The following is a 26,031-nucleotide window of genomic DNA, read 5'->3' as shown; positions in this document are numbered from 1 at the left end:
GATGTCCGACAGCCGCACCAAATTCTATCTCGATAAACAAAACGCGAAGTGGAAGGGCGTTTGCGCCGGGATCGCCGACTATACCGGGGTTGATCCACTCTGGGTCCGACTCGGCACCGCAGCGTTGACGATCATCGCGCAACAATGGTGGATCGTCGCGGCCTATATCATCATCGCCTGGGTCGCATCGCCCAAGCCGATCGGGCTGTACGAATCCCCCGAGGACGCGAAATTCTGGCAGGGCGTGCGCAGCAACACCAAGCGCTCGACCACCGAGGTTCGCAGCAAGCTGCGCGATGTCGACCGCCGCCTCGCCGACATCGAGATGCACTACACCAGCCGCAACAGCCAGCTCGCGCAGGAAATCGAGAGCCTGCGCTGAAAGCGCAGCAACGTATTTGGAGAAGGGCAAGGATATGGACTGGGGAGGACCGGACTTCGTCTTGATCCTGATCGCGATCTCAACCGCGGGATGGCTCATCAATAACTGGATCCGTGCCCGCCACGGATACGCGCCGAGCGACGATTGGGGAAAAACGCTGAGCCGCGACGATCCCGAGACAGCGCGCAGGTTCGAACTGATGGCAGGCGAGAACGATCGGCTGCTGGGCCAGGTCGACCGGTTGCAGGAACGCATCGCGGTGCTGGAACGGATCGCCACCGATCCCGCCGTACGCACCGCGAAAGAGATCGATACGCTCCGCTGATCGGCGGCATTTGGGGAGACAGACGATGGACATGGGTTGGATGGTGCCGGTCGGCGTAGTCGCCGCGATATCGGCGCGGGGAGCGTTCTCGACATGGGTCCGTGCCAAGCACGGCTACCCGCTCGAAAACGAGAACGGTCGCCGGTCGCGCCGGTCGCGGGACGGTATCCCGCCAGAAACCGATCGCACGGTAACGCTGCTCACCAACGAGAACGAACGCCTGACCGGGCAGGTCAGCCGCCTCGAGGAACGGATCGCGGTGCTCGAACGCATCGCCACCGATCCGGCCGAGCGCACCGCCCGCGAAATCGAAGCACTCCGCGACCGCTGATCCGACCGAATAGAGGGGAACCATCATGCCACCCGAACCCGCCTTCATCATCGGCCTGATCTGCGGCACGATCGCGACGCTGCTGATCCAATGGTATGGCCGCCGCAAGGTCCGCCAGGCGACGCTCGCGCCCGATCTCGACGCTCGCCGCGGCGTCGAACTGCTCGACGGCGAGAACGCCCGCCGGATCGGCCAGATCGATCGGCTCCAGGATCGCCTCGCCACCGTCGAACGGATCGTCACTGATAGCGCGCACGGCCTCGATCGCGAGATCGAATCGCTCCGCGCGCGCTGAGGAACCCGCATCATGTCCCACGAAAAGTTCGAAATTATCCAGATGATCTTTCCCCTGATCGCGATCATGGCGAGCGTCGGGGTCGGCGGCTGGGTGCTCACCACCTGGCTGCGGATCAAGAACGGCTACCCGCTCGACGGTGCCTGGGAGCAATCGGTCTACCCGCGCAGCGACCAGGAGACGACCGAGCGCGTCAAGCTGCTGAGCCAGGAAAATGCGCAGCTGCGCGCCGAACTCGGCTCGATCAAGGATCGCCTCGGTAACGTCGAACGCATCGTCACCGATGGCGCCCATACGCTCGATCGCGAGATCGAAGCGCTCCGCGTCAAACCGAACTGAGGATAATATGAGCCCCCTTCTCATCCCCATTCTCGCACTGATGATCCCGATCGTCGCGATCCTCAGCCGGGCGATCTTCACCCCCTGGATGAAACTCCAGCATCGCAAGATGGAGTTGGAGGCCGACCGGGTCGCCGAAAAGGCCGCGCAATATGCCGCGCAGACCGAACGGCTCGAACAGCGCGTCCGCGTCCTCGAACGGATCGCCACCGATCGCGGCGCCGATCTCGCGCATGAGATCGACCTGCTCCGCGACGACGCGCCCCGCACCGAACGACTGGAGCAGCACTGATGGCGTTCGTCGACCTCATCGTCGTCGCGCTCCTCGCGGTGATCGTGGCGCTGGTCCTCCAGCGCCGCCGCACCGCGGCGACGCCCGACCAACCCGTTATCGACAGCGAGGCACGCCGCCTCGCCGACGAGGTCACCGAACTGCGCGCGCGGATCCACATTCTCGAACGCGCGATTACCGACGACCATGGCAGCACCGATCTCACTCAGGAGATCGAACGGCTGCGCGACCGCTAGGAAGGAGGCGGACCATGACCGAACCTACCCTGTACATTTCGCTCTCGATGGCCGCGCTCGCGGGCCTCGCGATGATCGTCATCGCCGGGCTCTCAGGCTGGCGCGACTGGCTCGCCCTCAAGCGCCGCGAACTCGACGGCACGCGCGGCGATCAAGCGCTCCCTACCCCGAATGCGGGCGCGCGGATCGAGATCGCGGACCTCAAGGAACGCATCCGCAAGCTCGAAGCGATCGCCGCCGGGGTGGACCTGTGAGGTCCCCGCCTGCTAGCGCGCGCGGATGCCGACGCTCGACGATATCCGCGACGAATATGACTTCCTCGACAAGGACGATCGCTACCGCCTGCTGATCGATCTCGGCAAAGGTCTCGAACCGATGCCCGATGCGCTCAAGACCGACGCGACTTTGGTGCGGGGCTGTTCGGCCTCGGTCTGGGTCTATCCCACCACCCGCGACGACGGTGCGCTCCACTTTCTCGCCGACAGCAACGCCGCGATCACCAAGGGGATCATCGCGCTCGTGCTGATCACCGTCCAGGACCGCGCGCCCGTCGCGATCCGCAACACCGACATCGACGCCGCGCTCGCGCCGTTCGACCTCAAAAATCAGCTCAGCAGCAACCGCACCCAGGGCATTCCCAACATGATCGCGCTGATCCGCGACACCGCGACGCGCTACGTCTGAAGCGGTAACCGTCACCCCGGACCAAGTCGGAGTAACGAAACGCGCGGAAATCGCTCCCGACGCGCCCCTATCGCGGCCGCCACTCGCGCTGTTCCTCACCCGCCTTCAACACCTCATACGCCGCCTGCACCGCCTGGAACCTCACCGCCGCATCGGCATCGCCCGGCCTGACGTCGGGATGGTTTTCCTTGGCCAGCCGCCGCCACGCCGCCTTGATCTCGTCGAACTCAGCGTCGCTCTCCAGCCCCAGCATCTCGATCGCGCGGAGTTCGTCGCGCGATCGGGTACCGTCGCCGGGGCCGCCCCACGCATAGTGTTTGGCCTGGGTATAGCCGTCGGCGGTCCGCTGTTCCGCCGCCTCGCGCTCCGCGGTTTCCTCCGCCGACAGCCCTTCGAAATAATTATACCCGCGATTATACTCGCCCGCATGGACCGCGCAGAAATACCAGCGCTCGGGGTTGTTGGGCGATTTGGGCGCGGGGCAATTGCCCGGTTCCGCGCAGCCATGCCGATCGCACAGCCGCACCGTCGTCGCATCGCGCCCCTCTTCATAGCCGCGCCAGCGGGGAAAGCCCCAATCGTTCGAGCGCGAGGATGTGCGTGCCATCACTAGCCAGATAAGCCCAGCGACGAAGAGCGCAACCTTCGCAGGGCCGCCCGCGCAGCTTTCAACTGCCAAGGGTTCGACGCATCGCGGCAATCAGCGATCAGGTCACGCGACGTTCCTCGCGGGCGGCCACCCACACCTCGCGCGCGGCATCGGCGTTCAAGGCCGCGATCGCCAGGCCGACGATCAAGTCCGGCCACGCCGATCGCCACAATGTCGCCGTCATCAGCCCCGCCGCGATGATCGCGACATTGGCAAGTGCGTCGTTGCGCGCCGACAGGAACGCCGCGCGGGTCAGGCTTCCGCCATGATCGCGATAACGGGTCAGCATCACCGCACAGCTCAGGTTGACCGCCAGCGCGCCCAACGCGGTGATCGTCAGCGGCAGCGGTGCGGGCGCGACCGGCAGCGTGATCTTGGCCCAGGCGGTCCATAGCGTCGCGAGTCCCGGCACGAGCAGGATCAGCGCAAGGCCCATGCCCACCCGTGAACGGCCGCGTGCCGACCAGCCCAGCGCGGCGAGGATCAGCAGATTGATCGATGCATCTTCGAGGAAATCGACACTATCCGCGAACAGCGATACCGATCCGATCCTGAGCGCGACCGCGAATTCGACCCCGAAATACGCCAGGTTGAGGAACGCGACCACGCCGACCACGCGGCGGAGCGCTCGGTTCGGTGGACCGTCCGGATCGTGTGACATCGCGTTCTCCATCCTATGGCGCAAACACGCGGGCCGGTTCCAGCCGCAGCACCGGCCGCATGCTCAGCAGCGCCGCGCCAAGGCACGCCAGCGCATTGAGCAACGCGCATCCCGCCACCGCCCACCACATCATCCGATAGGGAAGGCCGACCGATGTCGCGACCAGCCCTCCGATCGTACACAGGCCGATGCCGATTCCCGTGCCGAGCAGCCCCGCGGTCCCGGCCTGTGCGAACACCATATGGCGCAACGTTGCGGGCGATGCGCCGAGCGCGGTCAGCATCGCATATTGTCGCAAATGCTCCGCGGTGAAGATGTAAAGCATCACCGCGGTGAACCCGAACCCGATCGCGACCGCGATCGTCAACATGGTCGCGATGTCGCCGACATCTTCCGACGTGGCAAGAAACCAGCGCACGGTCGCGGCCTCGACATCATCGCGCGTGTAAGCGGCGAAGCCGGTACGTCGCTCGATCGCGGTCGCGAGCGCGCGGTGATCGATTCGGGGCGCGGCACGGACGATGACGAACGAGGTCCGCAGGCGTTCGATCGGCAGCACGCGCGCGGCGTTGGACCAACTCATATAGAGCAGCGGGCGCGGCGGAAATCGGGGCAGGCCGTGCGCGATACCTGCCACCACGACGCGATGATCGGCGATCAGCATCTCGTCGCCGGCACGCAACGGTCGCGCGGGACCCGTACCGGCGCGGTCGTGGGTCATCAGCTTGGCGGCGTCCGATCCGCCCGGATCGACGATCGCGGCATCGGCGGCGCGCAGCAGCGGTCCTCCCGCCGCATCGCCGACCCGCGGTGCCCCTGCCAACGTCGCATCATCGAGCCCGATCACGTCGATCGGTTGCAGCCGACCGTCAGGGAAGCGGGCATCGGCAGTGCCGAGCGCGAGCACATTGGCGTCGGCGACGCCCGCGACCGACCGTACCCGATCACGCGCCGATGCGGAGAGGTTGGCGAACTGGTCCGGCGACGCGGTGGCCCGGTCCATCACCCACACGTCGCCGGGTTGTTCGGCGACGAGCGCGAAGCTGCGCGTCATGAATCCCGCGAAATAGGCGGCCGCGAAACACGACAGGAACGAGGCGAACGCGATTCCCGCGACCAGCCCGGCGAACTTGCCGATGTCGCCGACTAGCATACGAAGCGCAACCCGGATCACGGGTGGGACTTGGCCGCATCGCGCGCGTCCAGCACGACATCGACCTGCTGTCCGATATACACCGGCAATGCCTTGGGATCGAAACTGTAAATGAGTTGCAGGACGCGGGTGTCGGTGCGTTCGGCGGCGGCGCCGGTCAGGCTCGTCTTGGGCTGGATGAACGGTTCGACCCGCACGAACCGCAGCGGGGTGTGGAGTTGGTGATGGCCCTGCACGAACGCTTCGCCGGGGATGCCGCCGCGCACGCGCCAGGCATCATGTTCGTCGATATCGACGCGGACGTTCAGCCGTTCGTCGCCACCCAGCAGCAGCACGGGTTGGGCCACGCCGGTCGCTTCCGCGACTTCTCCCCGGCGGACGTTGATCTTGAGGATCCGGCCCGTCACCGGCGCGCGGACCGTGCGGCGCGCGATATCGGCGTCCAGTTCGTGCAATTGGGCGCGGGCGGCGGCGACGTTCGATCGGGCGACCGCGAGGTCCGACCGGCGCTGGACCAGATCGTTGCGGGTGACGAAACCCGCCATCCGCGGATCGGTAATCGCATCGAGCTTGCGCTGCACCGCGGGCAGTCCCGCGTTCGCCTGGTCGATCGCGGCGATCAACGGCGCACGCCGGTTGATCAGATCGCGCGCGTCGATGGTGAACAACGGCGCGCCCTTGACGACCTGCTGTCCCCAGGTCACGTCCATCCGGTCGACCAGCCCTGTCACCGGCGTGCCGACCGCGATCGTCCCCGTGCTCGCCTCGACGATCCCGCTGCCCGCGACCCGGCCGTCGTTCGCCGGCGCAGGGGCGGCGGTCGCGGACGACGGCACCGCGGAGTCGCGCACCACCATCACGCCCCCCGCGATCCCGCCTGCCACCGCCAGCGCGATCATGATGCGAAGCGGCCAGTTCATGCGGCGACGCGCCCGTCATCGGCCACGATCGCGCCATCCTCCATCCGGATCACCCGATCGGCGAACGGCGCGATGCGGGGGTCATGCGTTACCACCAGCAACGCCGCGCCCAGCGAACGAACGCGGCTCGTCAGCACGGCCATGACCTGGTGCCCCGCGTCATGATCGAGCGCGCTCGTCGGTTCGTCGCACAAGAGGAGGTCGGGCGGATGAACGATGGCGCGCGCGATGGCGACGCGCTGTTGCTGTCCCCCGCTCAACTGGCGCGGGAAATAATCGCGGCGATCCGCGAGGCCGACCTCGGCCAGCGCGTTTTCCGCCGCCGCTTCCGCCGCGCGTCGCGCCACCCCCGCGAGCAGGAGCGGTACGCTGGCATTTTCGCGGGCGGTGAGCGCGGGCAGCAGGTTGAACGCCTGAAACACGAACCCCAGCTTCGCCGCGCGCAGTGTCGCGCGCGCGGTGCGCGTCATCCCGGCGGTGTCGGTGCCCCCAATCGCACAGCGCCCCGCGTCGGCGTCCAGCAGCGCGGCGATGATCGAGAGCAGCGTCGTCTTGCCGCAGCCCGATGGGCCCATCAGCATCACGACCTCGCCGCGAGCGACATCGAGATCGACCCCGCGCAGCGCCGCGACACTGGCCTCACCGCGACCATAGTTTTTGGTGAGCCCGCGGCATGACACCGCCGCGACCGCCGCGGCGTCAGGCATCGTCGCCCTGCACCTCGAACACGCGCTCCGCATAGCGTGCCAGTGCCGCTTCACACGTCACCAGCTGGTCCGCCGCCGTGACCCCGAGCGGCGCATCGTAGAAATCGAGTTTCCTGATCTTTTCGATCCATCCTTGCAGCTTGCGGAGATCGGCATCCTCCTCCTCCAGCTCGGCGTAGGTGAATTTCTCCTTGGCGAATTCCTTCGCGATTTCCGCCTCGAACGCGTCGCACTTGCCGATGAATTCGCGATATTGATCATCGCGATCGGCGCGAAACCGGGTGAGCACCTTGGCTTCCTGCACCGCGTCGAACGCGAAGGTTTCGAGCAGCACCGCCTCACCGCCCATCGCCATCGCGTCATGTTCGAGCATCTTGAGACGACGAATGTGATCGTCGGTCTTGGGCAGCAGGCAGACGCCGCTTTGCAGGTACACCGCCCCCATGCCCTTGAGTCGGCGCCAGACCCCGACCCGCCCTGCAGCGGGCTCGGCGGGAATTTTGTAAGTAAATAACAACCACTGAATTTGCATCACACGGATATAATGTTACGGCTGTAACATTACAATCCGAGCGACGACACTTCTATACTTGCTCACCCACGTCCTCTTTGAGCAGCGATCGCCGCCGCGCTTCCCGCCGCCTCAGCATCAAATACCCGGCGGGAATCACCAGCATCGACAGCAGCGGCGCGGTCAGCATCCCGCCGATCATCGGCGCGGCGATCCGGCGCATCACCTCCGATCCGGTTCCGGTCCCGAGCAGGATCGGCAGCAATCCGGCGAGGATCACCGCGACCGTCATCGCCTTGGGACGAACCCGCAGCAACGCCCCCTCGCGAACCGCGTCATCGATCTCGTGCGATGTCGGATTGTCTCCACGATCCGCCAACGCCTGTTTGAGGTAGATGAGCATCACCACCCCGAACTCCGCCGAGACCCCCGACAGCGCGATGAACCCGACCGCGGTCGCGATCGATTGATTGAACCCAAGCAGATAGAGCAGCCACAGCCCGCCGGTCAGCGCGAACGGCAGCGTCGCCATGATCAGCAGCGCCTCGTCAAACCGCCCGAACGTCAGGTACAGCAGCACGAAGATGATCAGCAGCGTCGCGGGCACGACGATCATCAGCCGCTGTTCGGCGCGTTGCAGATATTCGAACTGGCCGGTGTAGGCGAGGCTGACGCCGGGGGGCAGCTTGACCTGCCGCGACACTGCCTGTTGTAGGTCATCGACCACCGACACCAGATCGCGACCGCGGCTGTCGACATAGATCCATGTGGTCGGCCTGCCATTTTCGCTGCGCAGCATCGGTGGTCCCGAACTCACCGCGACATCGGCAACATCGCCGAGCGTGATCTGCTGCAGCGTCGGCGTCAGCACGGGGAGGCCGCGGATGCTGTCGACGCTGTCCCTGATCTCGCGCGGGTAGCGCACGCTGATCGGGTATCGCGCGAGTCCCTCGACGGTCTGACCGATCGTCTGTCCGCCGATGGAGCTCGATACGACTGACTGAACGTCAGCGATGTTGAGCCCGTAGCGCGCGGCGCGCGCGCGATCGATCTTGATGTCGATATAATTGCCCCCCGTCAGCCGTTCGGCCAGCGCGGAGCTGATCCCCGGCACCGTCTTGGCGACGGTCTCGATTCGCTGCGCGACCTGGTCGATGCTGGCGAGGTTCGATCCCGATACCTTGATCCCGATCGGGCTCTTGATCCCGGTCGAGAGCATTTCGATACGGTTGCGGATCGGGGGAATCCAGAAATTGGCAAGGCCCGGCACCTTCACCGCCCGGTCGAGCTGTTCGACCAGTTTCTCGGACGTCATCCCGCTGCGCCACTGGTCCTTCGGCTTGAAGTGGACGACCGTCTCGAACATCGTCAGCGGCGCGGGATCGGTGGCGGTATCGGCGCGCCCCGCCTTGCCGAACACGCTGGCGACCTCGGGCACGGTCTTGATCAGGCGATCGGTCTGCTGGAGCAGTTCGGACGCCTTGGCGGGCGAAATCCCCGGGAGCGCCGATGGCATGTAGAGCACGTCGCCCTCGTCGATCTGCGGCATGAACTCGCCGCCGAGCTGGCTGACCGGCCATAGGGCGGTCGCAAAGACGAGCCCGGCAACGACCAGCGTCGCCTTGGGACGCGCCAGGACTTGGTCGAGCGCGGGCCGGTAGATGCGCGTCAGCCAGCGGTTGACCGGATTGGCGTTCTCGGGCGGGATCTTGCCGCGGATCAGATAGCCCATCAGCACCGGGATCAGCGTGACCGACAGCAGCGCCGCGCCCGCCATCGCATAGCTTTTGGTGAACGCGAGCGGCGCGAACAGCCTGCCTTCCTGCCCCTGGAGGCTGAACACCGGGATGAACGAGAAGGTGATGATCAGCAGCGACAGGAACAGCGCCGGCCCCACCTCGACCGCGGATTCGGTGATCAGCCGCCACCGGTCCGCGGCGGGCGGTTCGCGGTCGTCATGGTCGTGACGCCATCGCTCGACATGTTTGTGCGCATTCTCGATCATCACGATCGCGGCATCGACCATCGCGCCGATCGCGATCGCGATCCCGCCGAGCGACATGATATTCGCGTTGACCCCCTGGATGCGCATCACGATCAGCGCGATCATGACCCCGAACGGCAGCGTGATGATCGCGACGAGCGCCGAGCGGACGTGCCAGAGGAACAGCCCGCACACGAGGCCGACGACGATGAACTCCTCGATCAGCTTGCTGTTGAGATTCTCGACCGCGCGATCGATCAGCGTCGACCGGTCATAGGTCGGAACGATCTCGACGCCGGGCGGCAAGCTCTTGGCAAGGTCGGCGAGCTTGGCCTTGACGTTGGTGATCGCGGTGCGCGCATTCTCGCCCGACCGCAGGATGATGACCCCGCCCGCGACCTCGCCCTGGCCGTTGATCTCGGCGATCCCGCGCCGGATATCCGGCCCGACCTGGATGGTGGCGATGTCGCCGAGCGAAACCGGGACGCCGCCTGCCAGCGTTTTCAGCGGAATGAGCCGGAAATCGTCGAGTTTCTGCAGATAGCCCGTCGCGCGGACGATATATTCGCGCTCGGCCATTTCGACGACCGAACCGCCCGCTTCCTGGTTGGCGCGCTTGATCGCGGCGATCGCGGCGTCCTGCGTGACGCCATAGGAGGCCATCCGGACGGGATCGAGCACGACCTGATATTGCTTCACCATCCCGCCGATGCTGGCGACCTCGGCGACATCGGGGACGGTCTTCAATTCATAGCGCAGGAACCAGTCCTGGATGCTCCGTAGCTGGGCGAGGTCGTGTTGCCCCGAGCGGTCGACCAGCGCATATTCGTAGATCCAGCCGACCCCGGTCGCATCGGGACCGAGCGCGGCCACCGCCCCCTCGGGCAGGCGGCTCTGCACCTGGCTGAGATATTCGAGCACGCGGCTGCGCGCCCAATAGAGATCGGTGCCATCCTTGAAGATGATGTAGACGTAGCTGTCGCCGGTGAACGAATAGCCGCGGACGGTCCTCGCGCCCGGCACCGACAGCATCGTGGTGGCGAGCGGATAGGTCACCTGATCCTCGATGATCCGGGGGGCCTGCCCCGGATAGCTGGTGCGGATGATGACCTGGACGTCGGACAGGTCGGGCAGCGCGTCAACCGGCGTCGTCTTCACCGCCCACAGCCCGACCCCGAGCAACGCCGCGATCGCGAGCAATACCAGGAACCGGCCGCGCACGCTGGCGCGAATGATGGCAGCGATCATGGCGCGGCTCTCGTCGGCTGGTTGCTCGCGGCAGGTTTGGGCGCCGCCGCCGAGTCCAGTGACCGCACCTGAATCCCCGACAGGCTGGCTTCGGAATCGATCAGGAACTGCCCGGACGTGATGACCTTCTCGCCCGCCGAGAGCCCGGCGAGAATTTCGGTCTGCCCGCCCCCGCTCCCGCCGATCTGGACTTCGGCGGGCTGATAGCGGCCGCCATTTCCGGCCAGCATCACCAGCGTGCGCTTACCCGTACGGATCACGGCTTCGCTGGGGATCAGCAGCGCGGGCTTGCCGACATCGCCCAGATGCACGGTCGCGAACATCCCCGGCTTCAACCGCCCGCCACGATTGCGCAACTCCACCCGCACCGTCAGCGTACGGCTCGTCACTTCGGCGGTGGGAAGCACCGCGATGATCTTTCCGGCAAAACGCTCACCCGGAAAGCTCGCCAGTTCGGCGACCGCCGACTGGCCAACTCTGATCTCCCCCGCGCGTGTTTCGGGCACTGCGGCATTGAGCCAGACGGTGCCGAGCCCGTTGACCTGCGCCAGCGTTTGCCCCGCGGCCAATGTCATCCCAGGGCGTACGTCGAGCGTCTGGATGACCCCGCCGACCGGCGTCGAGATCGTAACGACATCCTGACGCCGCCCGGTGCGTGCGACGCTGGCGATCGTGCCCGTCGGCATCCCCAAGAGCTTCAACCGCTCGCGAGCGGCGTTCGCCAGTCCCGCATTACCGCTGCGCCGGAGCGCCAGATACTCGGCCTGCGCGCCGCCCCATTCGGGCACCAGCAGATCGGCGATCGGGGCGCCCGCGCGAACGATGTCGCTCGGCGCGCGGCCATAGGTGCGTTGGACGAAACCGCCCGCGCGCGCCTGGACGATCACAACATCACGCTGGTTGAAGTCGATCGCGCCGGTAACGTCGAGGCTCGATTCCAGCGTACCGATCCGCGCGATCGCGGTGCGGGCGCCGAGATTCTGCATCGCCTCGGCAGGGATTTTTACGCCCGGTGCGCTTGTTCCGCCTTCGTCGGCATATTTGGGTTCGACCGCCATCCCCATCGACGACTTCGCGTCCGCGCTGTCGTAATGCTCCTGCGGCACCATCGGGTCGAAGTAATAGAGAATCTTTCGACCATCGGCGGCGGTCTTCGCATCGCCTCCCGATGTGCCAAGATAATAGCCCCCGCCCGCCGCCGCGAGCGCGATCGCGGCGATCGCAGCGCCAAGTGTTGCCTTTTGCGTTCGATCGGGTGTCAACGGACATCTCCTGTGTTCACGAGCATGATCCGCACCGCATCGCGCTCCAGCGCGGCCTCACGGTCGAGCAGATCGATTTCGGCATTGGCGAGCGCGACGGTTTCGCTGAGCGCGCTCCCGAGGTCGATGCGTCCCGCCGCGTAGCTATCCTGGGCCGCCAGCGCGCGCTGCCTCGATAGGGGAACGATCAGGTCGCGCGCGTGCTCGAACTTCTCGCGGTACATGCGATGATCCGCCAGATCGGAACTGAGCGCCCCGAGCGCCGCGCGCTCGGCGTCGGCGCGGTCGAGCCGCGCGGCTTGCGCCGCCCGCACACTTGCATCGATCCGCGGATCCTGCCGCTTCTTGGCGAACAGCGGTAAATCGATCGAAACGCCGACCGACGCAAACGTACCGAACTGTGGCTGGCGCCGCGCGAGCGACGCGGTCACGCTGATGTCCGGATTCTTCTGCGCCCGCGCGAGCGCGATATCCGCCTCGCTCTGGGCGATCGAGGCGTCGGCGGCGCGCAGATCGGGTAGCGTGGCTACGCCCGCCCGCAAGCGCTCCGCATCGATCGCGGGCGAAGGCGCCTGCCCCGCAATTTCGGGATCGGCGACGCCGGTCCACCGGATGAGCTGCGCCCTGGCCTTGTCGATCGCGGCCTGCCGTTCGCTCTGTCGATCGGAGAGCTGGGCTTTGAGGATTTGCGGATCGAATGCTTGCGCCGCGGTGGCGCTGCCCGACGTGAGGCGCGCGCCGATGGTCTGCGTCAGGTCGTCGATCTGGACCGCGAGTTTCTTCAGGATGTCCAACCGGCGCTCGGCATAATAAAGGTCGATCCAGGCGAGCGCCGCACCGATCCGAACGTTGCGCGTCGCGACCGCTTCACCGGCCTCCGCCGCGACGATATCGGCGCTCGCGCGTTCGGCGCGCGCATGGCGCTTCTTCGCATTGGGAATATCTTGTCGCACCCCCACGGTCTGGCGGATGTAGGTGTTGGGAAACGGCGGATCGCGTTCGGCCTGGGTGAGCCTGACATCGTTGAAGTTGAGGTCCAGCTTCGGATCGGGGAGTTGGTCTGCCGCCACCGCGGTACGCCGAGCTCCCGCGGTCGTCGCTTCGCGCGCATCGACCCTGGGAGAACTGGCCGCGGCGACATCGAGCGCTTGCCCGAACGTCAAGCGTTGCGCGGTTGCCGATGGAGCGGTCAGGAGCATCGCAACACCGGCGGCAACGCGGATCATTTGTGTTGGTGTGACACGCAACAGAGCCGTCGTGGCGCTGTAAGGAGCGACGAATTGGATGAGCACGGACTGGATCCTCGATCTGAACAGGGGCGTCCCCGGTGCCGCTGGAAGCGGCCGCGAGGACGGATTGCGGGTGTCAGATGAGGAGTGTGGGAGGATCCGGGAAAGGCGCATCGGCGCGGCCGATGAGCGGCGCGGCCTGTGTCGAATGATGGAGATAACCGCTGCGAATAGGTTCGCGCGGGCTGACCGTAGTCGGTTCAAGTACCGCCGGAGCCGTACAACCCATTTGCGCGATACACTGGAGCGTCATCCCCTTGCAGGGAGCCTTCGGTGACCTCGGCGCGGGCATGTCCGCGCAGGTCATCCCCGCCATCCCCGCCATCGGTGCGGATACCCCGCCCGCCGGTGCCATCGCCATGGCCGTCGACTGGCCGAACAGCCCGAACGCCGCGATGGCGAAGAGAACGAGGCGAAGACGGCGCAACACAGGCCGTCGAGTGATCGCACCGCGCACCAAAGTCAATTCGCCGGGATCGGTGCGACGGTCTCGCTGTCGTGGGCGGCAATATTCAGGTAGTCGCCCCGCACCGTTGGGATCGCGCTGGACGAACGGTCTGACGCCGTCGCATCAGAGTTGCAACCCAAAGCGGGGACCCAGCCAGGTCATCGTCGCATACAGCGCGACGGTCAGCGCGCATCCGGCGATGAGGGCGGGCCAAAATCCGACGCCGTGGCGCAGCAACGCCGGGATGAGCAGAAACATTGGGACCGATGGCAGGACATACCAGAACGTCGCCCCCGAATGCGCGGCCATGTCTTCGGCGTCGGGCTTATCGCTCCACAGCCAGATCATCGCGATGACCGAAACCAGGGGCAATGACGCCACCAGCGCGCCGAATCCCGGATAGCGCTTCGCTAGGGTCGACGCGATGGCGATCATCACGCCCGACAGTGCAGCTTTCAGCGCGAGTTAAAACGTGACTGCGTGTCCCGTAGATCGGGTCGCGTTCCACGAGAAGCACATTCCGACACTGCCGTTCGCCGCATAGTGTAAATCTTTCCCCACTCACCCAACGCCATGCGCGGCTTTCGGGTCTATTACAAAATCCGCATCGGACCCGCCCGCCCCTTACAAGCCAGACGGGATGGCATAAGGCGAGGGGAACGCGGCACGGATGCGTAGTATCGACGAATGGCCCTATGGACCCAAGGGAGTGACGATGGACATCGATGCGAACCTTCGCCGCCTGTCGGCGCTTACCGATCATCCTCGGCTTGCGGTGATCGATGACGCGGTGATGGCGCACATTCATGCGCGGCGTGGTGACGATCAGCATATTGGATTTCGCCTCCCGATCTTAGCCGCGCTGGCGGCGGTGGCGATCGGCGCGGCGTCAACGCGGGCACTCGAAAACCCGATGTCAGGGCCAGCGCTTGCGCCGTTCGCACCGTTGGGTCCGCTGGCACCATCGACCTTGCTGGCGACTGATCGCTGATGCCCGTTCGGCGGCTCGTTCTGATCGCAGCGATCACCTTTCTTGCGGCGATCGCGGGGGTGTTTCTTGGTCGCGCGCTGATACCCCCGCGCGCAGCCCCGCAATCCGAATTGCACGAACTATTACACCATCAGCTTGCCCTCGATGGTGCGCAGCAGGCACAGCTAGCGGCGCTCGAAGACCGTTTCGTCATCCGTCGCAAGGCACTGGAGCTCGAGTTGCGCGCCAAGAACGCGCAGCTCGCCGAGGCCATCGAGGCGGAACATGGTAACGGTCCTCGCGTCACGGCGGCGGTCGATGCGTCGCATCGAGTCATGGGCGAACTTCAAAAAGCGACGCTCGCTCACGTCTTCGCGATGCGGCAGATTCTGAAGCCAGCGCAGTGGCCTGTTTTCGACCGGGCGGTGGTGAAAGCACTGACCGCCGACGCGCAGTGACGAACCCGGCGACGCGGCTGGACCTGTCGTTGCTCACTGATGACGAGTTGGTCGCGTTGAGTATTGCGGGACGCGACGCGGCCTACGCCGAGATCATGAACCGGCATCGGACCATGATCTACCGGCTGGTCGTCGGCAATATCGGCGATGCCGATGAGGCTCTTGATCTCGTCCAGGAAACATTCCTGTCGGCACACCGCGCGCTGCGTCGCTACGATGCGGCACGATCGATCCGCGCATGGCTGGCGGCCATCGCGATCAACAAGTGTCGCGATTGGGGGCGGCGCCGAGCCGTACGGCGGGCTCTATGGTTCGCGCGGCCGATCGATGACAACATCGAAAACATCGCGTCCGACCGGCCATCGCCCGAACACCAGGAGGCGGATCGACAGGAACTGGTACGCCTGCAACGAGCGGTGCGCGACCTTCCCGCGTCGATGCGCGAGCCGCTGGTCCTGCACACGATCGAGGGCATGAGCCAGGCGGAGACCGCCGAGATATTGTCGATCAGCGAAAAGGCGGTCGAAACCCGCATCCGGCGCGCACGCGCAAAGCTCGTCGAGATCCTCGCGAGCTGACATTCGGTCTTTAGTTCGCGCGCTGTCACGAATAATTCTTGGCAGCTGAGGGGTCCGGACCCTTGGTGCGTAATGGAGATGAATCATTCTATTGCAGCACCTTGGAGGCCCATGAACAGCATTATCGATCGTCGCCAGCTGTTACGCGGTGCGAGCATCGGCGCGGCGGGAGTCGGCCTTATCGCCTGGCTGCCCGCCTGGGCGCAGAGCGTGTCGCCGGGCATCGTCGCACCGCTGCCGACCGTCGCGGGAGACACGATCGCGCTGAGGATCGCGCGCCAGACGATGATGATCGACGGGCATCGCTCGAACGCGATCGGGCTGAACGGCGTCGTGCCCGGGCCGCTGATCCGGTTGCGCGAAGGCCAGACGGTGCGGCTCAGCGTCACCAACGATCTCGACGAGGACAGTTCGATCCACTGGCACGGGCTGCTGGTACCGATGCAATATGACGGCGTGCCGGGAATCTCGTTTCCCGGCATCAAGCCGCGCTCGACCTTCGACTATGAATTCGCGATCCGTCAGGCGGGCACCTATTGGTATCACAGCCATTCAGGGTTGCAGGAGCAGCTGGGGCATTACGGCCCGATCGTGATCGATCCCGCGGGCGTCGACCCGATTGGGTACGACCGCGAGCACGTCATCGTGTTGTCGGACCACAGCCAGGAAAGCCCCGACGTCATCTTCCGCCACATGAAGTTGATGTCGGGCTATTATAACCGCCAGAAACAGACGTTGTCGGGGCTGATCGCGGGCGACGATCAGAAGGCGGCGGAACGGCTGAAGTGGGGCGGGATGCGGATGGAACCAACCGACATCGCCGACGGTACCGGCGCGGCCTATACGTATCTCGTCAACGGCCACGGCCCGCGCGACAATTGGACCGCGTTGTTCACGCCCGGCGAACGCGTGCGGCTGCGGATCATCAACGCCTCGTCGATGACGACCTTCAACGTCCGGATTCCGGGACTTCCGCTAACGATCGTCCAGGCCGACGGACTGAACGTGAAGCCGGTGAGCGTGGACGAGTTCCAGATCGGGGTCGCCGAGACCTATGACGCGATCGTCGTGCCGACCGAGGACCGCGCGTTAACGCTGGTCGGCGAAAGCGTCGATCGATCGGGCATGGCGCGCGCCACGCTCTCCCCGCGCGCGGGGATGGTCGCACCCGTCCCCGCGCTGCGCGACCGGCCGCTCGCGACGATGACCGACATGGGAATGAACATGGGCGGCATGGCGATGGGCGGCATGGCGGGCGACCGCGGGATCGACCCGACCGCCGAGCAGAACGCCTCCGCCGCCCTCGCCACCGTCGCCGCCGCACCGATGGGCGACATGGCGATGCCCGCCATGAAGCAGGGTGCGATGGATATGGGCGCGATGGCCGGAATTGATCACGGCGGCATGGCGATGGGTGAGATGTCGATGCGTGATTTCGATCACGCGCCGGGCGTCAAGAAATCCGCCGGGGTCGCGACGATCGCCGCGATGCCGGCCGATCGCACCGACTATCCGGGGCAGGGGCTGGAGGACGTCGGCCATCGCGTCCTGACCTATCGCGACCTGATCGCGCTCGACGTCAATCCCGACGTCCGCGCGCCGTCGCGCACGCTCGACATCCACCTGACCGGCAACATGGAGCGGTTCATGTGGTCGTTCGACGGAGTGAAGATGTCCGACACGATGGAGCCGTTCGCGTTCACCGAGGGTGAGCGGGTCCGCGTCACGCTGATCAACGATACGATGATGGCGCATCCGATCCATCTGCACGGCCACTTTTTCGAACTCGTAACTGGGCATGGCGATCATGCGCCGCGCAAGCATACCGTGATCGTCCAGCCGGGGGGCAAGGTGACGTGGGATCTTACCGCCGATGCGGTTGGCGATTGGGCGTTCCACTGCCACCTGCTTTACCACATGCATGCCGGGATGATGCGCACCGTGAGCGTCCGGCCCAAGGGGAAGGCGGCGTGAGCCGGGTGTTGACGATCGCGGTCGCGGCGGTCGCGGTCGCGGCCTCCCCGGCGCTGGCGCAGGATCATTCGATGCCGGGGATGATGATGCCCGGCATGAAAATGCCCCCGGCCAGGCCATCCGTCGCCAAGCCACCCGTCGCCAAACCCGCCGCGAAGAAGCCGCCTGCGAAAAGCCCGATCGCTAAGCCTGCCCGCCGCGTGACAACGAAGCCGAACTCAACCACCGACCAGCCGATGGCGCAGATGGATCACGGGGCGATGGATCACGGGGCGATGGACCCGGGGACGATGCCGGGCAAGGAAGCGCCGAGGTCCGGGATGGCGATGGGAGCCGGCGACCAGGACCAGGCCATGGCGATGTCGATCGGCGCGAAGACCGGCACCGCGCTTGCCGCGGGCGATGCACCGGCGCCGATGCCCCCCGCAGACCATTATGCCGACCGCTTCTACCCCGCCGACGCGATGACCGAGGCGCGTGAAGAGATGATGCGGGAGCAGGGCGGACAGCGGTTTGCAAAGGTGATGTTCAACCTTGCCGAGCTGCAGGTCCGCAACGGCCACGACGGCTATCGCTGGGATGGCGAGGCCTGGTTCGGGGGTGATCTCGATCGGCTGGTGCTCAAGACCGAAGGCGAAGGCGCCTTCAACAAGGGCGTCGAGAGCGCCGAACTCCAGGCGCTCTACAGCCGCGCGATCGGTCCCTATTTCAACCTGCAGGCGGGCGTTCGTCACGACTTCCAGCCCTCACCGACCCGAACCTATGCGACCGTCGGGTTCGAAGGGCTGGCCCCCTATATGTTCGATCTCGAAGGCGCGGCCTTCCTGTCGGACCGGGGCGATGTGCTGGGACGACTCGAAGGCTATTACGACCAGCGGCTCACCCAGCGCCTGATCCTTCAACCCCGCGTCGAGCTCAACCTCGCCGCGCAGGACGTGCCCGAGAACCGCTATGGTGCGGGCCTCGTCGACGCCGAACTTGGGCTGCGGTTACGGTACGAGATCAGCCGCGAATTCGCGCCCTATGTCGGCGTGTCCTATCAGGCGAAGGTTGGGCGGACCGCCGATTTCGCCCGCGCCGATGGCGAGGATCCGACGACGACCAGCTTCGTCGCTGGCGTCCACTTCTGGTTCTGAGGTTACGAACAATGACCAATGATTTTTTCCGGCGTCATTTCCCGAGCTTGGGATTCGTCGCGGTGGCCATCGCGCTCGTGATCCTGGTCAGTGCGATCGCGGTCCAGGTCGGCGCGTATGACGTTGCCGCCGATGCGCCGCATACCGCGCCCGTTCATGCACTGCTCGAACGCGTCCGCGACCGATCGATCACGGTGCGCGCGCGTGCCATCACGGTGCCCGCCGATCTGGCCTCCCCGGCGCGGCTCGACCGCGGTGCCGGGTTGTACGCCGAAATGTGTACCGGCTGCCATCTCGGCCCAGGGTTGGAGCGGAGCGAACTGAGCCAGGGGCTGTACCCTCAGGCCCCCGAACTCGCCAAGTCGCAGGACATGAACCCCGCGCAGCAATTCTGGATCATCAAGCACGGCGTCAAATTGACCGCGATGCCCGCCTGGGGGCGAACCCATCCCGATCCGCTGATCTGGGACATGGTCGCATTCCTGCGCCGCCTGCCGACGATGACCCCCGCGCAATATCAGGCCGCCATCGCCAGCGCGCCCGCCGATCACGACGAGATGATGGGTGAGGCGGCCCACGGTCACGGGGCAGATCATCACCATTGATCGCGCGTTGCGGCGCGTGATCGACCCCATCAAAGGAGTAACTATGCAGGACAAACAGGGCAGTATGACGATGGGCTATGCCCGGTTCGCGGCGATGATCGCGACATCAACCGTCGTGATGTTCGGTCTGATGTATCTCAACACCTATGCGCTCAGCCACGCCTTCTACAGCCAGACGCGCACCTGGATGGCGATTTACATGGGTGCGGTGATGGCGATCATCATGATCGGCTTCATGTGGTCGATGTATTCGAACCGGCGAGTCAACCTGGCGATCATCGCGGGCAGCGTCGTCGTCTTCGCGGGCGCACTGTGGCTGGTCCGTAGTCAGGAGACGGTCGATGACGTCTCCTACATGAAGGCGATGATCCCGCATCACTCGATCGCAATCATGACCAGCGAGCGCGCCCATATCAAGGATCCCGAAGTCCGCAAGCTGGCTGACGGCATCATCGACGCGCAGGTGCGCGAAATTGCCGAGATGAAGGCGATGATCACCAGGCTGGAGGCAAGGCCAACTCCGACCGGCGCGCCCGATCTGCCGTCATATCAGGAAGCGGGCGCCGCTCCTCCCGCACCGCAGACCGACGCCAGCGCAGGGATCGACACGCAGCAGCCGATTAACTGAGTTGTTCGGTTCTTGCCGACGCGCTCGCCGCGTCGCTGACGCAAGCGGGGTGTTCGATTCCACGGTTTGATCGCGCGATGCTTTCCCGCGACCACCCACGGCCCGCCGTCGCAACCGTCTGGCGTCAATTCACCGGCGCGCGGCGGCGATAGCTCAGCGCCTCGGCGATGTGGATTCGACCGACCGCGTCGCTGTCCGCGAGATCGGCGATGGTCCGCGCGACGCGGAGCACCCGCGAATAGCCGCGCGCCGACATCCGCGTCGCCTCGGCGGCCTGCGCGAGCAACCGGCGCCCCGGTTCGTCCGGTGTCGCGACCGTATCGAGCAATGCGCCATCGGCCTCCGCGTTGGTCCGCACCGCCGCGTCGCGATACCGGTCCGCCTGGACCCGCCGCGCCGCGGCGACCCGGGCGGCGACGTCGCGCGATCCCTCTGCCGGGGGTGGCAGAGCGAGGTCGGCGGCGCTCACCGCGGCGACATCGACGTGCAGGTCGATCCGGTCCATCAGCGGCCCCGACACCTTCATTTGGTAATCGGCCGCGCAGCGCGGCGCGCGCGCACAAGCCAGGCTGGCGTCGCCCAAATGCCCGCACCGGCAGGGGTTCATCGCCGCGATCAACTGGACGCGTGCAGGGAAGGTCACATGCGCGTTGGCGCGCGCGACGCTGACCGTGCCGGTCTCAAGCGGCTGCCGCAGCGAATCGAGCACCGCGCGTTGGAATTCGGGCAACTCGTCGAGGAACAGCACCCCCAGATGCGCAAGGCTGACCTCGCCCGGCTTCACCTTGAGCCCACCCCCGGTCAGCGCCGCCATCGACGCCGAGTGATGCGGGGCGCGGAACGGGCGGTTGCGGGTCAGCTTCCCCGCCATCAGCGTCCCCGCGACCGATTGCACCATCGACACCTCGAGCGCCTCGGCGGCATCGAGCGGTGGCAATATTCCCGGCAGGCACGCGGCCATCAGCGACTTGCCCGCCCCCGGCGGCCCGCACATCAGCAAATTGTGCCCCCCGGCGGCGGCGATCTCCAGCGCACGCTTGGCGGTCTCCTGTCCCTTCACCTGGTTGAGGTCGGGGCCGTGGACCGCATCGTCCGCCTCGCCCGGCGGCGGCGGGCTGAGCAGGCCATGTCCCTTGAAATGGTTGATCAGCGCCAGCAGGTCGGGCGCCGCCAGCACCTCGACCGACCCCGCCCACGCCGCCTCGGATCCTTGCGCGGCGGGGCAGACCAGCCCCTTGCCCTCTGCGCTCGCATGGAGCGCGGCGAGCAACACGCCGGGCGACGGCGCGATCCGGGCATCGAGCCCGAGTTCGCCGACCACGACGTAATCCGCCAGCGCCTCGACATCGACGACACCCATCGCGCCGAGCAGCGCCAGCGCGATCGGCAGGTCGAAATGCGATCCTTCCTTGGGCAGATCGGCGGGGGAGAGGTTCACCGCGATCCGCTTGGGCGGCAACGCCAGCCCCATCGCCGCAATCGCGCCGCGCACCCGTTCGCGGCTTTCGCCGACCGCCTTGTCGCCCAGCCCGACGACATTGAATGCGGGCAGGCCGGGGATGAGTTGCACCTGCACCTCGACGCCGCGCGCTTCGAGCCCCAGATACGCCACCGTCTGCACGATCGCCACCATCACCGTCCCCCCCGTCACCTCCCGTTCATACGCGTTTTCGCAAGCGGGGAAACGGCCTTACCGTCCACTGGGCCACGGTCCGGGCCGCCGTCTTGCCGATCCACCACAGCGCACCCACGTGTGGCCGATGACCCGCCACCCCGTCAGCCGCATCGTCCAGCTCGTGATCGGGGTGTTGCTGATCATCGGCGCGGGCGTGATCGGGCCGTTGCCGGGGCCGGGGGGGATTTTCCTGTTCGCGGGTGGGCTGATCCTCATTCTCCGCAATTCGCGCTGGGCGCGGCTGCGGTTTGCGCGCGCCAAACGGCGTTGGCCCAGGATCGGCAGCTTGCTCGATCGCACGATGCGACGCCGATCCGCGCTTCGGCGTCATGCACGCGACAAGCAGCGATCACGCGAGCTCGCCGATGCCCCGAGCGCGAATTGACTTATCGCCCCCTCCTCGCTAAGCGCACCCTCAGCAAGGCCGTCCCGCGTGGCGGCCATTTTCTATTCAGACGTATCGAGGAATGACCCATGAAGCGGACCTTTCAGCCGAGCAACCTAGTGCGGGCACGCCGTCACGGCTTCCGCTCGCGGATGGCGACGGTCGGCGGCCGGTCGGTGATTCGCGCGCGCCGCAACCGCGGCCGCAAGAAGCTCTCGGCATAAATGTAATTTCGAAACGCCGCGATTTCCTCGCGGCGAACAGCGGCAAGCGCGCACCGATGCCGGGCTTCGTCCTGCTGGTGCGCGATCGCCGCGACGATGATCCGGCGATGCGCGTCGGTTATACCGTCACCAAGAAGATCGGCAACGCGGTCGTTCGCAACCGCATGAAGCGTCGCTTGCGGGCGCTGGCGCGCGATCTGCTTCCGACGAGCGGGGTTCCGGGCGCCGACCATGTCCTGATCGGGCGCCAGGGCGGAATCGAGCGTGATTTCGCGCATCTCAAGGTCGAACTGGCCAAGGCGCTGGCAAAGATCCGGCGTTCTACCCCTCCTGTTCGTGCTGAGCCTGTCGAAGCACCTGGAGCCCACGCCTTTCGACAGGCTCAGGGCGAACGGAAAAGTAAGTGATCGCACGGCTCCTGATCCTGGTCGCACGCGGGTGGCAGCTCGGGCCATCGCTGATCCTGCCCCCGTCGTGCCGCTACAGTCCGAGCTGTTCGGCCTATGCAATCACCGCGCTTCGCCGCTATGGCGCCCGCAAGGGGGGGTGGCTGGCGGCGAAACGCATCGCGCGGTGTCATCCCTGGGGCGGGTACGGACCCGATCCCGTACCCTGACGATTGGGGCAAGATTTTGAACAACAACGACCGCCAGAATTTCGTGCTGTTCGCGGTAGTCGCGGCGCTGATCCTGTTCGGCTGGCCGCTGATCCAGGGCAAGTTCTTCCCGACCGCGAACCCACCGGCGACCACGATCGTCAACGGCAAGTCGCAGCCCGTCGCCAAGCCGAATGCCGATCCCACCGCCGACAGCCCCGCCGCGGTCCGCGATCGGCGGACGGTGATCGCCGAAACCCCGCGGATCCGCATCGACACGCCGACGCTGCAGGGGTCGATCAACCTCAAGGGCGCGCGGATCGATGACCTCGTGCTCGCCGATTACAAGGAGACGATCGCCAAGAATTCGCCGCCGATCCGGCTGCTGTCGCCCGCGGGCGCGCCTGATGCGTATTTTGCCGGGTTCGGCTGGCGCACCGACGGTCTCGCCCCGCCCGCCCCTGATACGGTGTGGACGACGTCATCGAGCGTTCTTTCGCCCGGCCACCCCGTTGCGCTGGAGGCTGCGAACGGCGCGGGCCAGCGCTTTCGGATCGAGATCGCGGTCGACGACGGCTATATGTTCACCGTCAAGCAAACCGTGTTCAACGCCGGATCGAGTCCCGTGCCCGTCGCGCCCTATGGATTCGTCAATCGCGCCGGGGTGTCGAAGGACCCGGGCAGCTGGACGATCCACACCGGCCCGATGTCGGTCCACAACGGCGGTGCCGACTATGGCGTCAAGTTCAAGGACGTCGATGACGCGCCCGAGAAGTTCTCGACCACGGGCGGCTGGCTCGGGTTCACCGACAAATATTGGCTGACCGCGTTGGTGCCCGATCAGGGCGCGGCGTTCGACGGCCAGTTCCGCAGCGGTGACCAATCGAGCTACCAGGCCGATTACACCTATCAGCCTAAGCAAGTCGCGCCGGGCCAGCAGTTCTCGCAGACCAGCCGCTTCTTCGCGGGTGCCAAGGAGGTCAAACTTCTCCAGCATTACGAGAACGACGGCGGTGTCGCCAAACTCGACAAGGCGATCGACTGGGGCTGGTTCGAAATTGTCGAAAAGCCGATCTTCACCTATCTCGACTGGCTGTTCCGGATGGTCGGTAATTTCGGCGTCGCGATCATCCTGCTGACGGTTACGATCCGCGGGCTGATGTTCCCGATCGCGCAGCGCCAGTTCGCCTCGATGGCCAAAATGCGCGCGATCCAGCCCAAAATGAAGGCGCTGCAGGAACGCTACAAGGACGACAAGGTCAAGCAGCAGCAGGAGGTAATGGCCCTCTACAAGACCGAAAAGGTCAACCCCGTCGCGGGCTGCCTGCCCACCCTGCTCCAGATCCCGATCTTCTACGCGCTCTACAAGGTGCTGATGCTAACGATCGAGATGCGCCACCAGCCCTTCGTCGCGTGGATCAAGGACTTGTCGGCGCCCGATCCGCTCACCCCAGTCAACCTGTTCGGGATGCTGCATTTCGTGCCGCCGCATTTCATCGCGATCGGGGTCGTACCGATCCTGCTCGGCATCAGCATGTATTTCCAGTTCAAGCTCAATCCCGCGCCGATGGACGCGACGCAGAAACAGATCTTCGCGCTGATGCCCTGGGTACTGATGTTCGTCATGGCCCCGTTTGCGGTCGGGCTGCAGGTCTATTGGATCACCTCGAACTGCCTCGCGATCCTGCAACAGCGGATCCTGTACGCGCGGCATCCCGACCTGAAAACGGCGGCGGTGAAGTGACGTTCGACGACGACGCGCTCGAATCCGCGCGCAAGACGTTCGCGGGGCCGGTTACCTTCCTGAAATCGGCCCCCGCGCTCGAATTCCTGCCCGGCGCCGACGTCCCCGAAGTCGCGTTTGCGGGCCGCTCGAACGTCGGCAAATCCTCGCTGCTCAACGCGCTGACCGGGCGCAACGCGCTGGCGCGGACCTCGAACACGCCGGGGCGGACGCAGGAGCTCAATTTCTTTGACGTCGGCGATCCGCTCACCTTCCGCCTCGTCGATATGCCGGGCTACGGCTTCGCCAAGGCGCCCAAGGATATCGTCAAGAAATGGCGATTCCTGGTCAACGATTTCCTGCGCGGGCGCGACACGCTCAAACGCGCGCTGGTGCTGATCGATTCGCGGCACGGCATCAAGGACGTCGACCGCGACATCCTGGAGATGCTCGATCGCGCCGCGGTCAGCTATCGGCTGGTGCTGACCAAGGCCGACAAGATCAAGGCGACCGATCTCGACGCGGTGATGAAGGCCACCGCCGAGGAGGCGCGCAAGCGCCCCGCCGCGCATCCCGATATCCTCGCGACCTCGAGCGAGGGCGGCATGGGCATCCCCGAACTGCGCGCCGCGGTGATCGAAGCGATCGGCTGATCGCGGACGCTGCCGGTGGCATGATCGTGCCCGCTGCCTATATGGCAGTCTCGAACAGTCGAGGGAGAGACGCATGAAGACCTGGACCAGGATCGCAGCGATCGGCGGCGGGCTGATCGCGCTGACCGGCGCGGCATCGGCGCTGTTCAAACTCCGCGAGAAATCGGTCGAACAGCCCGATTATACCAGCATCGAGACCGGCGCGATCGAGCTCCGTGATTACCCCGATCTCCTCGTCGTCGAGACGCTGACCTCGGGCGAGCGCGACCACGCGCTCGGCGAGGGGTTCCGCCGCCTCGTCAGCTATATCGGTGCCAAGAAGCGCGGCGACGGCGCGTCGGAGCAACCGATCGCGATGACCGCACCGGTGTTACAGGATCGCGCGGGTGGACGCTGGCGGACCCGTTTCGTCATGCCGGCCACGATGACCAGCGGCACGCTCCCGACCCCTGCCGCCGGGGTCGGCAAGGAAACCCTGGCCCCGCGCCGCGTCGCCGCGATCCGCTTCGCCGGTCTCGCCAGCGACGATACCCTCCGCGCACGCGAGCGCACGTTGCGCGAATGGCTGGTCGCCAAGGGTCACGTCCCCGCCGGGGCTGCCGAATACGCCTTCTACAATTCGCCGATGGTCGCGCCGCCGCTGCGCCGGAACGAGGTGCTGATCCCGATCGCACGCTGATCTTGCCGGGCGCGGACGCGCACTCTACCGAT

The 26,031-nt window shown here is 66.0% G+C and carries 34 protein-coding genes; 23 read left to right on the top strand and 11 right to left on the bottom strand.

What is annotated here, in order from left to right:
• Position 1: 1 nt before the first annotated feature.
• From pspC to EAH84_RS08415, 9 genes are read left to right on the top strand one after another with little or no spacing between them, the layout of a single operon-like run.
• Positions 2-382, top strand: a complete 381-nt coding sequence (pspC, locus tag EAH84_RS08455; protein WP_140870564.1) for an envelope stress response membrane protein PspC — start codon at positions 2-4, stop codon at positions 380-382.
• A 34-nt stretch (positions 383-416) separates the two neighbouring features.
• Positions 417-707, top strand: a complete 291-nt coding sequence (locus tag EAH84_RS08450) for a hypothetical protein (RefSeq protein ID WP_140870739.1) — start codon at positions 417-419, stop codon at positions 705-707.
• A gap of 25 nt (positions 708-732) precedes the next feature.
• The gene (locus tag EAH84_RS08445; protein ID WP_425326450.1) at positions 733-1,038 is read left to right on the top strand and encodes a hypothetical protein; all 306 of its coding nucleotides are present in this window, start codon (positions 733-735) and stop codon (positions 1,036-1,038) included.
• A 25-nt stretch (positions 1,039-1,063) separates the two neighbouring features.
• Positions 1,064-1,333, top strand: coding sequence for a hypothetical protein (locus EAH84_RS08440; RefSeq protein WP_140870561.1), 270 nt, complete (start codon positions 1,064-1,066; stop codon positions 1,331-1,333).
• Between the two features lie 12 nt (positions 1,334-1,345).
• A complete protein-coding gene (locus EAH84_RS08435) occupies positions 1,346-1,672 on the top strand; it encodes a hypothetical protein (RefSeq protein WP_140870560.1) in 327 nt (108 codons plus the stop codon).
• Between the two features lie 7 nt (positions 1,673-1,679).
• The gene (locus EAH84_RS08430; protein ID WP_140870557.1) at positions 1,680-1,964 is read left to right on the top strand and encodes a hypothetical protein; all 285 of its coding nucleotides are present in this window, start codon (positions 1,680-1,682) and stop codon (positions 1,962-1,964) included.
• Complete coding sequence (locus EAH84_RS08425) at positions 1,964-2,200, top strand: hypothetical protein (protein WP_140870555.1); 237 nt, start codon at positions 1,964-1,966, stop codon at positions 2,198-2,200. The genes EAH84_RS08430 and EAH84_RS08425 overlap by 1 nt, the downstream gene beginning before the upstream one ends.
• 14 nt (positions 2,201-2,214) lie before the next feature.
• On the top strand, positions 2,215-2,454 hold the full coding sequence (locus EAH84_RS08420; RefSeq protein ID WP_140870552.1) for a hypothetical protein: 240 nt from the start codon (positions 2,215-2,217) through the stop codon (positions 2,452-2,454).
• 25 nt (positions 2,455-2,479) lie between these two features.
• Complete coding sequence (locus tag EAH84_RS08415) at positions 2,480-2,884, top strand: SufE family protein (RefSeq protein ID WP_140870549.1); 405 nt, start codon at positions 2,480-2,482, stop codon at positions 2,882-2,884.
• A 67-nt stretch (positions 2,885-2,951) separates the two neighbouring features.
• Here the strand turns inward: EAH84_RS08415 and EAH84_RS08410 are convergent, their stop codons facing one another.
• The 10 genes from EAH84_RS08410 to EAH84_RS08365 all read right to left on the bottom strand — a co-directional run bounded on the left by EAH84_RS08410 (position 2,952) and on the right by EAH84_RS08365 (position 14,175).
• Positions 2,952-3,491, bottom strand: a complete 540-nt coding sequence (locus EAH84_RS08410; protein ID WP_140870546.1) for a J domain-containing protein — start codon at positions 3,489-3,491, stop codon at positions 2,952-2,954.
• A gap of 100 nt (positions 3,492-3,591) precedes the next feature.
• On the bottom strand, positions 3,592-4,194 hold the full coding sequence (locus EAH84_RS08405; protein ID WP_140870544.1) for a cation transporter: 603 nt from the start codon (positions 4,192-4,194) through the stop codon (positions 3,592-3,594).
• Between the two features lie 13 nt (positions 4,195-4,207).
• Positions 4,208-5,347 (bottom strand): FtsX-like permease family protein, encoded by a 1,140-nt coding sequence (locus tag EAH84_RS08400; protein WP_206663952.1) that lies wholly within the window; start codon positions 5,345-5,347, stop codon positions 4,208-4,210.
• 17 nt (positions 5,348-5,364) lie between these two features.
• Entirely contained in the window at positions 5,365-6,267 is a 903-nt protein-coding gene (locus EAH84_RS08395) for an efflux RND transporter periplasmic adaptor subunit (RefSeq protein ID WP_140870539.1), read from the bottom strand.
• Positions 6,264-6,974 (bottom strand): ABC transporter ATP-binding protein, encoded by a 711-nt coding sequence (locus tag EAH84_RS08390; protein ID WP_140870536.1) that lies wholly within the window; start codon positions 6,972-6,974, stop codon positions 6,264-6,266. The genes EAH84_RS08395 and EAH84_RS08390 overlap by 4 nt, the downstream gene beginning before the upstream one ends.
• Positions 6,967-7,506: a Chromate resistance protein ChrB gene (locus EAH84_RS08385; RefSeq protein WP_140870533.1), complete on the bottom strand. Its 540-nt coding sequence runs from the start codon at positions 7,504-7,506 to the stop codon at positions 6,967-6,969. The genes EAH84_RS08390 and EAH84_RS08385 overlap by 8 nt, the downstream gene beginning before the upstream one ends.
• Before the next feature lie 52 nt (positions 7,507-7,558).
• A complete protein-coding gene (locus tag EAH84_RS08380) occupies positions 7,559-10,717 on the bottom strand; it encodes an efflux RND transporter permease subunit (RefSeq protein ID WP_140870531.1) in 3,159 nt (1,052 codons plus the stop codon).
• Positions 10,714-11,979, bottom strand: coding sequence for an efflux RND transporter periplasmic adaptor subunit (locus EAH84_RS08375; protein WP_140870528.1), 1,266 nt, complete (start codon positions 11,977-11,979; stop codon positions 10,714-10,716). The genes EAH84_RS08380 and EAH84_RS08375 overlap by 4 nt, the downstream gene beginning before the upstream one ends.
• On the bottom strand, positions 11,976-13,142 hold the full coding sequence (locus EAH84_RS08370; protein ID WP_161978368.1) for a TolC family protein: 1,167 nt from the start codon (positions 13,140-13,142) through the stop codon (positions 11,976-11,978). The genes EAH84_RS08375 and EAH84_RS08370 overlap by 4 nt, the downstream gene beginning before the upstream one ends.
• A 697-nt stretch (positions 13,143-13,839) precedes the next feature.
• The gene (locus EAH84_RS08365; protein WP_277753726.1) at positions 13,840-14,175 is read right to left on the bottom strand and encodes a DUF3147 family protein; all 336 of its coding nucleotides are present in this window, start codon (positions 14,173-14,175) and stop codon (positions 13,840-13,842) included.
• A 211-nt stretch (positions 14,176-14,386) separates the two neighbouring features.
• On the opposite strand from EAH84_RS08365, the gene EAH84_RS08360 reads away from it, so the two are divergent.
• The 7 genes from EAH84_RS08360 to EAH84_RS08330 all read left to right on the top strand — a co-directional run bounded on the left by EAH84_RS08360 (position 14,387) and on the right by EAH84_RS08330 (position 20,065).
• Entirely contained in the window at positions 14,387-14,707 is a 321-nt protein-coding gene (locus EAH84_RS08360; RefSeq protein ID WP_140870520.1) for a hypothetical protein, read from the top strand.
• Positions 14,707-15,144, top strand: coding sequence for a periplasmic heavy metal sensor (locus EAH84_RS08355; protein WP_140870517.1), 438 nt, complete (start codon positions 14,707-14,709; stop codon positions 15,142-15,144). The genes EAH84_RS08360 and EAH84_RS08355 overlap by 1 nt, the downstream gene beginning before the upstream one ends.
• Positions 15,141-15,722, top strand: a complete 582-nt coding sequence (locus EAH84_RS08350) for an RNA polymerase sigma factor (RefSeq protein ID WP_241656515.1) — start codon at positions 15,141-15,143, stop codon at positions 15,720-15,722. Before EAH84_RS08355 ends, EAH84_RS08350 begins: the two co-directional genes overlap by 4 nt.
• 111 nt (positions 15,723-15,833) lie before the next feature.
• Positions 15,834-17,696: a copper resistance system multicopper oxidase gene (locus EAH84_RS08345; protein WP_140870515.1), complete on the top strand. Its 1,863-nt coding sequence runs from the start codon at positions 15,834-15,836 to the stop codon at positions 17,694-17,696.
• Positions 17,693-18,832, top strand: coding sequence for a copper resistance protein B (locus EAH84_RS08340; RefSeq protein ID WP_140870512.1), 1,140 nt, complete (start codon positions 17,693-17,695; stop codon positions 18,830-18,832). The genes EAH84_RS08345 and EAH84_RS08340 overlap by 4 nt, the downstream gene beginning before the upstream one ends.
• Positions 18,833-18,843: 11 nt before the next feature.
• Complete coding sequence (locus EAH84_RS08335) at positions 18,844-19,437, top strand: c-type cytochrome (protein ID WP_140870509.1); 594 nt, start codon at positions 18,844-18,846, stop codon at positions 19,435-19,437.
• A 43-nt stretch (positions 19,438-19,480) separates the two neighbouring features.
• On the top strand, positions 19,481-20,065 hold the full coding sequence (locus EAH84_RS08330; protein ID WP_206663951.1) for a DUF305 domain-containing protein: 585 nt from the start codon (positions 19,481-19,483) through the stop codon (positions 20,063-20,065).
• A gap of 124 nt (positions 20,066-20,189) precedes the next feature.
• Here the strand turns inward: EAH84_RS08330 and EAH84_RS08325 are convergent, their stop codons facing one another.
• Complete coding sequence (locus EAH84_RS08325) at positions 20,190-21,698, bottom strand: YifB family Mg chelatase-like AAA ATPase (RefSeq protein WP_140870730.1); 1,509 nt, start codon at positions 21,696-21,698, stop codon at positions 20,190-20,192.
• 127 nt (positions 21,699-21,825) lie between these two features.
• Between EAH84_RS08325 and EAH84_RS08320 the strand changes: the two genes are divergently transcribed.
• The 7 genes from EAH84_RS08320 (at position 21,826) to EAH84_RS08290 (ending at position 25,999) form a co-directional block, all read left to right on the top strand.
• Positions 21,826-22,125 (top strand): hypothetical protein, encoded by a 300-nt coding sequence (locus tag EAH84_RS08320; protein ID WP_140870506.1) that lies wholly within the window; start codon positions 21,826-21,828, stop codon positions 22,123-22,125.
• Positions 22,126-22,214: 89 nt separating this feature from the next.
• Positions 22,215-22,349, top strand: a complete 135-nt coding sequence (gene rpmH, locus EAH84_RS08315; protein WP_140870725.1) for a 50S ribosomal protein L34 — start codon at positions 22,215-22,217, stop codon at positions 22,347-22,349.
• A 56-nt stretch (positions 22,350-22,405) separates the two neighbouring features.
• Positions 22,406-22,756, top strand: a complete 351-nt coding sequence (rnpA, locus tag EAH84_RS08310; RefSeq protein ID WP_241656514.1) for a ribonuclease P protein component — start codon at positions 22,406-22,408, stop codon at positions 22,754-22,756.
• Complete coding sequence (yidD, locus tag EAH84_RS08305; RefSeq protein ID WP_140870503.1) at positions 22,753-22,965, top strand: membrane protein insertion efficiency factor YidD; 213 nt, start codon at positions 22,753-22,755, stop codon at positions 22,963-22,965. The genes rnpA and yidD overlap by 4 nt, the downstream gene beginning before the upstream one ends.
• A gap of 16 nt (positions 22,966-22,981) precedes the next feature.
• Positions 22,982-24,688, top strand: coding sequence for a membrane protein insertase YidC (gene yidC / locus EAH84_RS08300; RefSeq protein WP_241656513.1), 1,707 nt, complete (start codon positions 22,982-22,984; stop codon positions 24,686-24,688).
• Entirely contained in the window at positions 24,685-25,320 is a 636-nt protein-coding gene (yihA, locus tag EAH84_RS08295) for a ribosome biogenesis GTP-binding protein YihA/YsxC (RefSeq protein WP_140870497.1), read from the top strand. The genes yidC and yihA overlap by 4 nt, the downstream gene beginning before the upstream one ends.
• 73 nt (positions 25,321-25,393) lie before the next feature.
• On the top strand, positions 25,394-25,999 hold the full coding sequence (locus EAH84_RS08290) for an SOUL family heme-binding protein (RefSeq protein WP_140870494.1): 606 nt from the start codon (positions 25,394-25,396) through the stop codon (positions 25,997-25,999).
• Positions 26,000-26,031: the final 32 nt, after the last annotated feature.

It is taken from the genome of Sphingomonas oligophenolica (assembly GCF_006438955.1).
GTDB classification, from domain to species: domain Bacteria; phylum Pseudomonadota; class Alphaproteobacteria; order Sphingomonadales; family Sphingomonadaceae; genus Sphingomonas; species Sphingomonas oligophenolica_A.
This window is presented reverse-complemented; position numbering and strand designations above follow the sequence as displayed.

Bases quoted from the DNA above. Each gene is read 5' to 3' on its own strand.
- EAH84_RS08435 (WP_140870560.1), top strand. From the start codon at position 1,346: ATGTCCCACGAAAAGTTCGAAATTATCCAGATGATCTTTCCCCTGATC.
- EAH84_RS08360 (WP_140870520.1), top strand. From the start codon at position 14,387: ATGCGTAGTATCGACGAATGGCCCTATGGACCCAAGGGAGTGACGATG.
- EAH84_RS08355 (WP_140870517.1), top strand. From the start codon at position 14,707: ATGCCCGTTCGGCGGCTCGTTCTGATCGCAGCGATCACCTTTCTTGCG.
- EAH84_RS08405 (WP_140870544.1), bottom strand. From the start codon at position 4,194: ATGTCACACGATCCGGACGGTCCACCGAACCGAGCGCTCCGCCGCGTG.
- EAH84_RS08400 (WP_206663952.1), bottom strand. From the start codon at position 5,347: ATGCTAGTCGGCGACATCGGCAAGTTCGCCGGGCTGGTCGCGGGAATC.
- rpmH (WP_140870725.1), top strand. From the start codon at position 22,215: ATGAAGCGGACCTTTCAGCCGAGCAACCTAGTGCGGGCACGCCGTCAC.
- EAH84_RS08325 (WP_140870730.1), bottom strand. From the start codon at position 21,698: ATGGTGGCGATCGTGCAGACGGTGGCGTATCTGGGGCTCGAAGCGCGC.
- EAH84_RS08390 (WP_140870536.1), bottom strand. From the start codon at position 6,974: ATGCCTGACGCCGCGGCGGTCGCGGCGGTGTCATGCCGCGGGCTCACC.
- EAH84_RS08445 (WP_425326450.1), top strand. From the start codon at position 733: ATGGACATGGGTTGGATGGTGCCGGTCGGCGTAGTCGCCGCGATATCG.
- EAH84_RS08335 (WP_140870509.1), top strand. From the start codon at position 18,844: ATGACCAATGATTTTTTCCGGCGTCATTTCCCGAGCTTGGGATTCGTC.
- EAH84_RS08395 (WP_140870539.1), bottom strand. From the start codon at position 6,267: ATGAACTGGCCGCTTCGCATCATGATCGCGCTGGCGGTGGCAGGCGGG.
- EAH84_RS08345 (WP_140870515.1), top strand. From the start codon at position 15,834: ATGAACAGCATTATCGATCGTCGCCAGCTGTTACGCGGTGCGAGCATC.
- EAH84_RS08320 (WP_140870506.1), top strand. From the start codon at position 21,826: ATGACCCGCCACCCCGTCAGCCGCATCGTCCAGCTCGTGATCGGGGTG.
- EAH84_RS08440 (WP_140870561.1), top strand. From the start codon at position 1,064: ATGCCACCCGAACCCGCCTTCATCATCGGCCTGATCTGCGGCACGATC.
- EAH84_RS08380 (WP_140870531.1), bottom strand. From the start codon at position 10,717: ATGATCGCTGCCATCATTCGCGCCAGCGTGCGCGGCCGGTTCCTGGTA.
- pspC (WP_140870564.1), top strand. From the start codon at position 2: ATGTCCGACAGCCGCACCAAATTCTATCTCGATAAACAAAACGCGAAG.
- EAH84_RS08290 (WP_140870494.1), top strand. From the start codon at position 25,394: ATGAAGACCTGGACCAGGATCGCAGCGATCGGCGGCGGGCTGATCGCG.
- EAH84_RS08420 (WP_140870552.1), top strand. From the start codon at position 2,215: ATGACCGAACCTACCCTGTACATTTCGCTCTCGATGGCCGCGCTCGCG.
- rnpA (WP_241656514.1), top strand. From the start codon at position 22,406: ATGCCGGGCTTCGTCCTGCTGGTGCGCGATCGCCGCGACGATGATCCG.
- EAH84_RS08330 (WP_206663951.1), top strand. From the start codon at position 19,481: ATGCAGGACAAACAGGGCAGTATGACGATGGGCTATGCCCGGTTCGCG.
- EAH84_RS08425 (WP_140870555.1), top strand. From the start codon at position 1,964: ATGGCGTTCGTCGACCTCATCGTCGTCGCGCTCCTCGCGGTGATCGTG.
- EAH84_RS08410 (WP_140870546.1), bottom strand. From the start codon at position 3,491: ATGGCACGCACATCCTCGCGCTCGAACGATTGGGGCTTTCCCCGCTGG.
- EAH84_RS08450 (WP_140870739.1), top strand. From the start codon at position 417: ATGGACTGGGGAGGACCGGACTTCGTCTTGATCCTGATCGCGATCTCA.
- EAH84_RS08415 (WP_140870549.1), top strand. From the start codon at position 2,480: ATGCCGACGCTCGACGATATCCGCGACGAATATGACTTCCTCGACAAG.
- EAH84_RS08430 (WP_140870557.1), top strand. From the start codon at position 1,680: ATGAGCCCCCTTCTCATCCCCATTCTCGCACTGATGATCCCGATCGTC.
- EAH84_RS08385 (WP_140870533.1), bottom strand. From the start codon at position 7,506: ATGCAAATTCAGTGGTTGTTATTTACTTACAAAATTCCCGCCGAGCCC.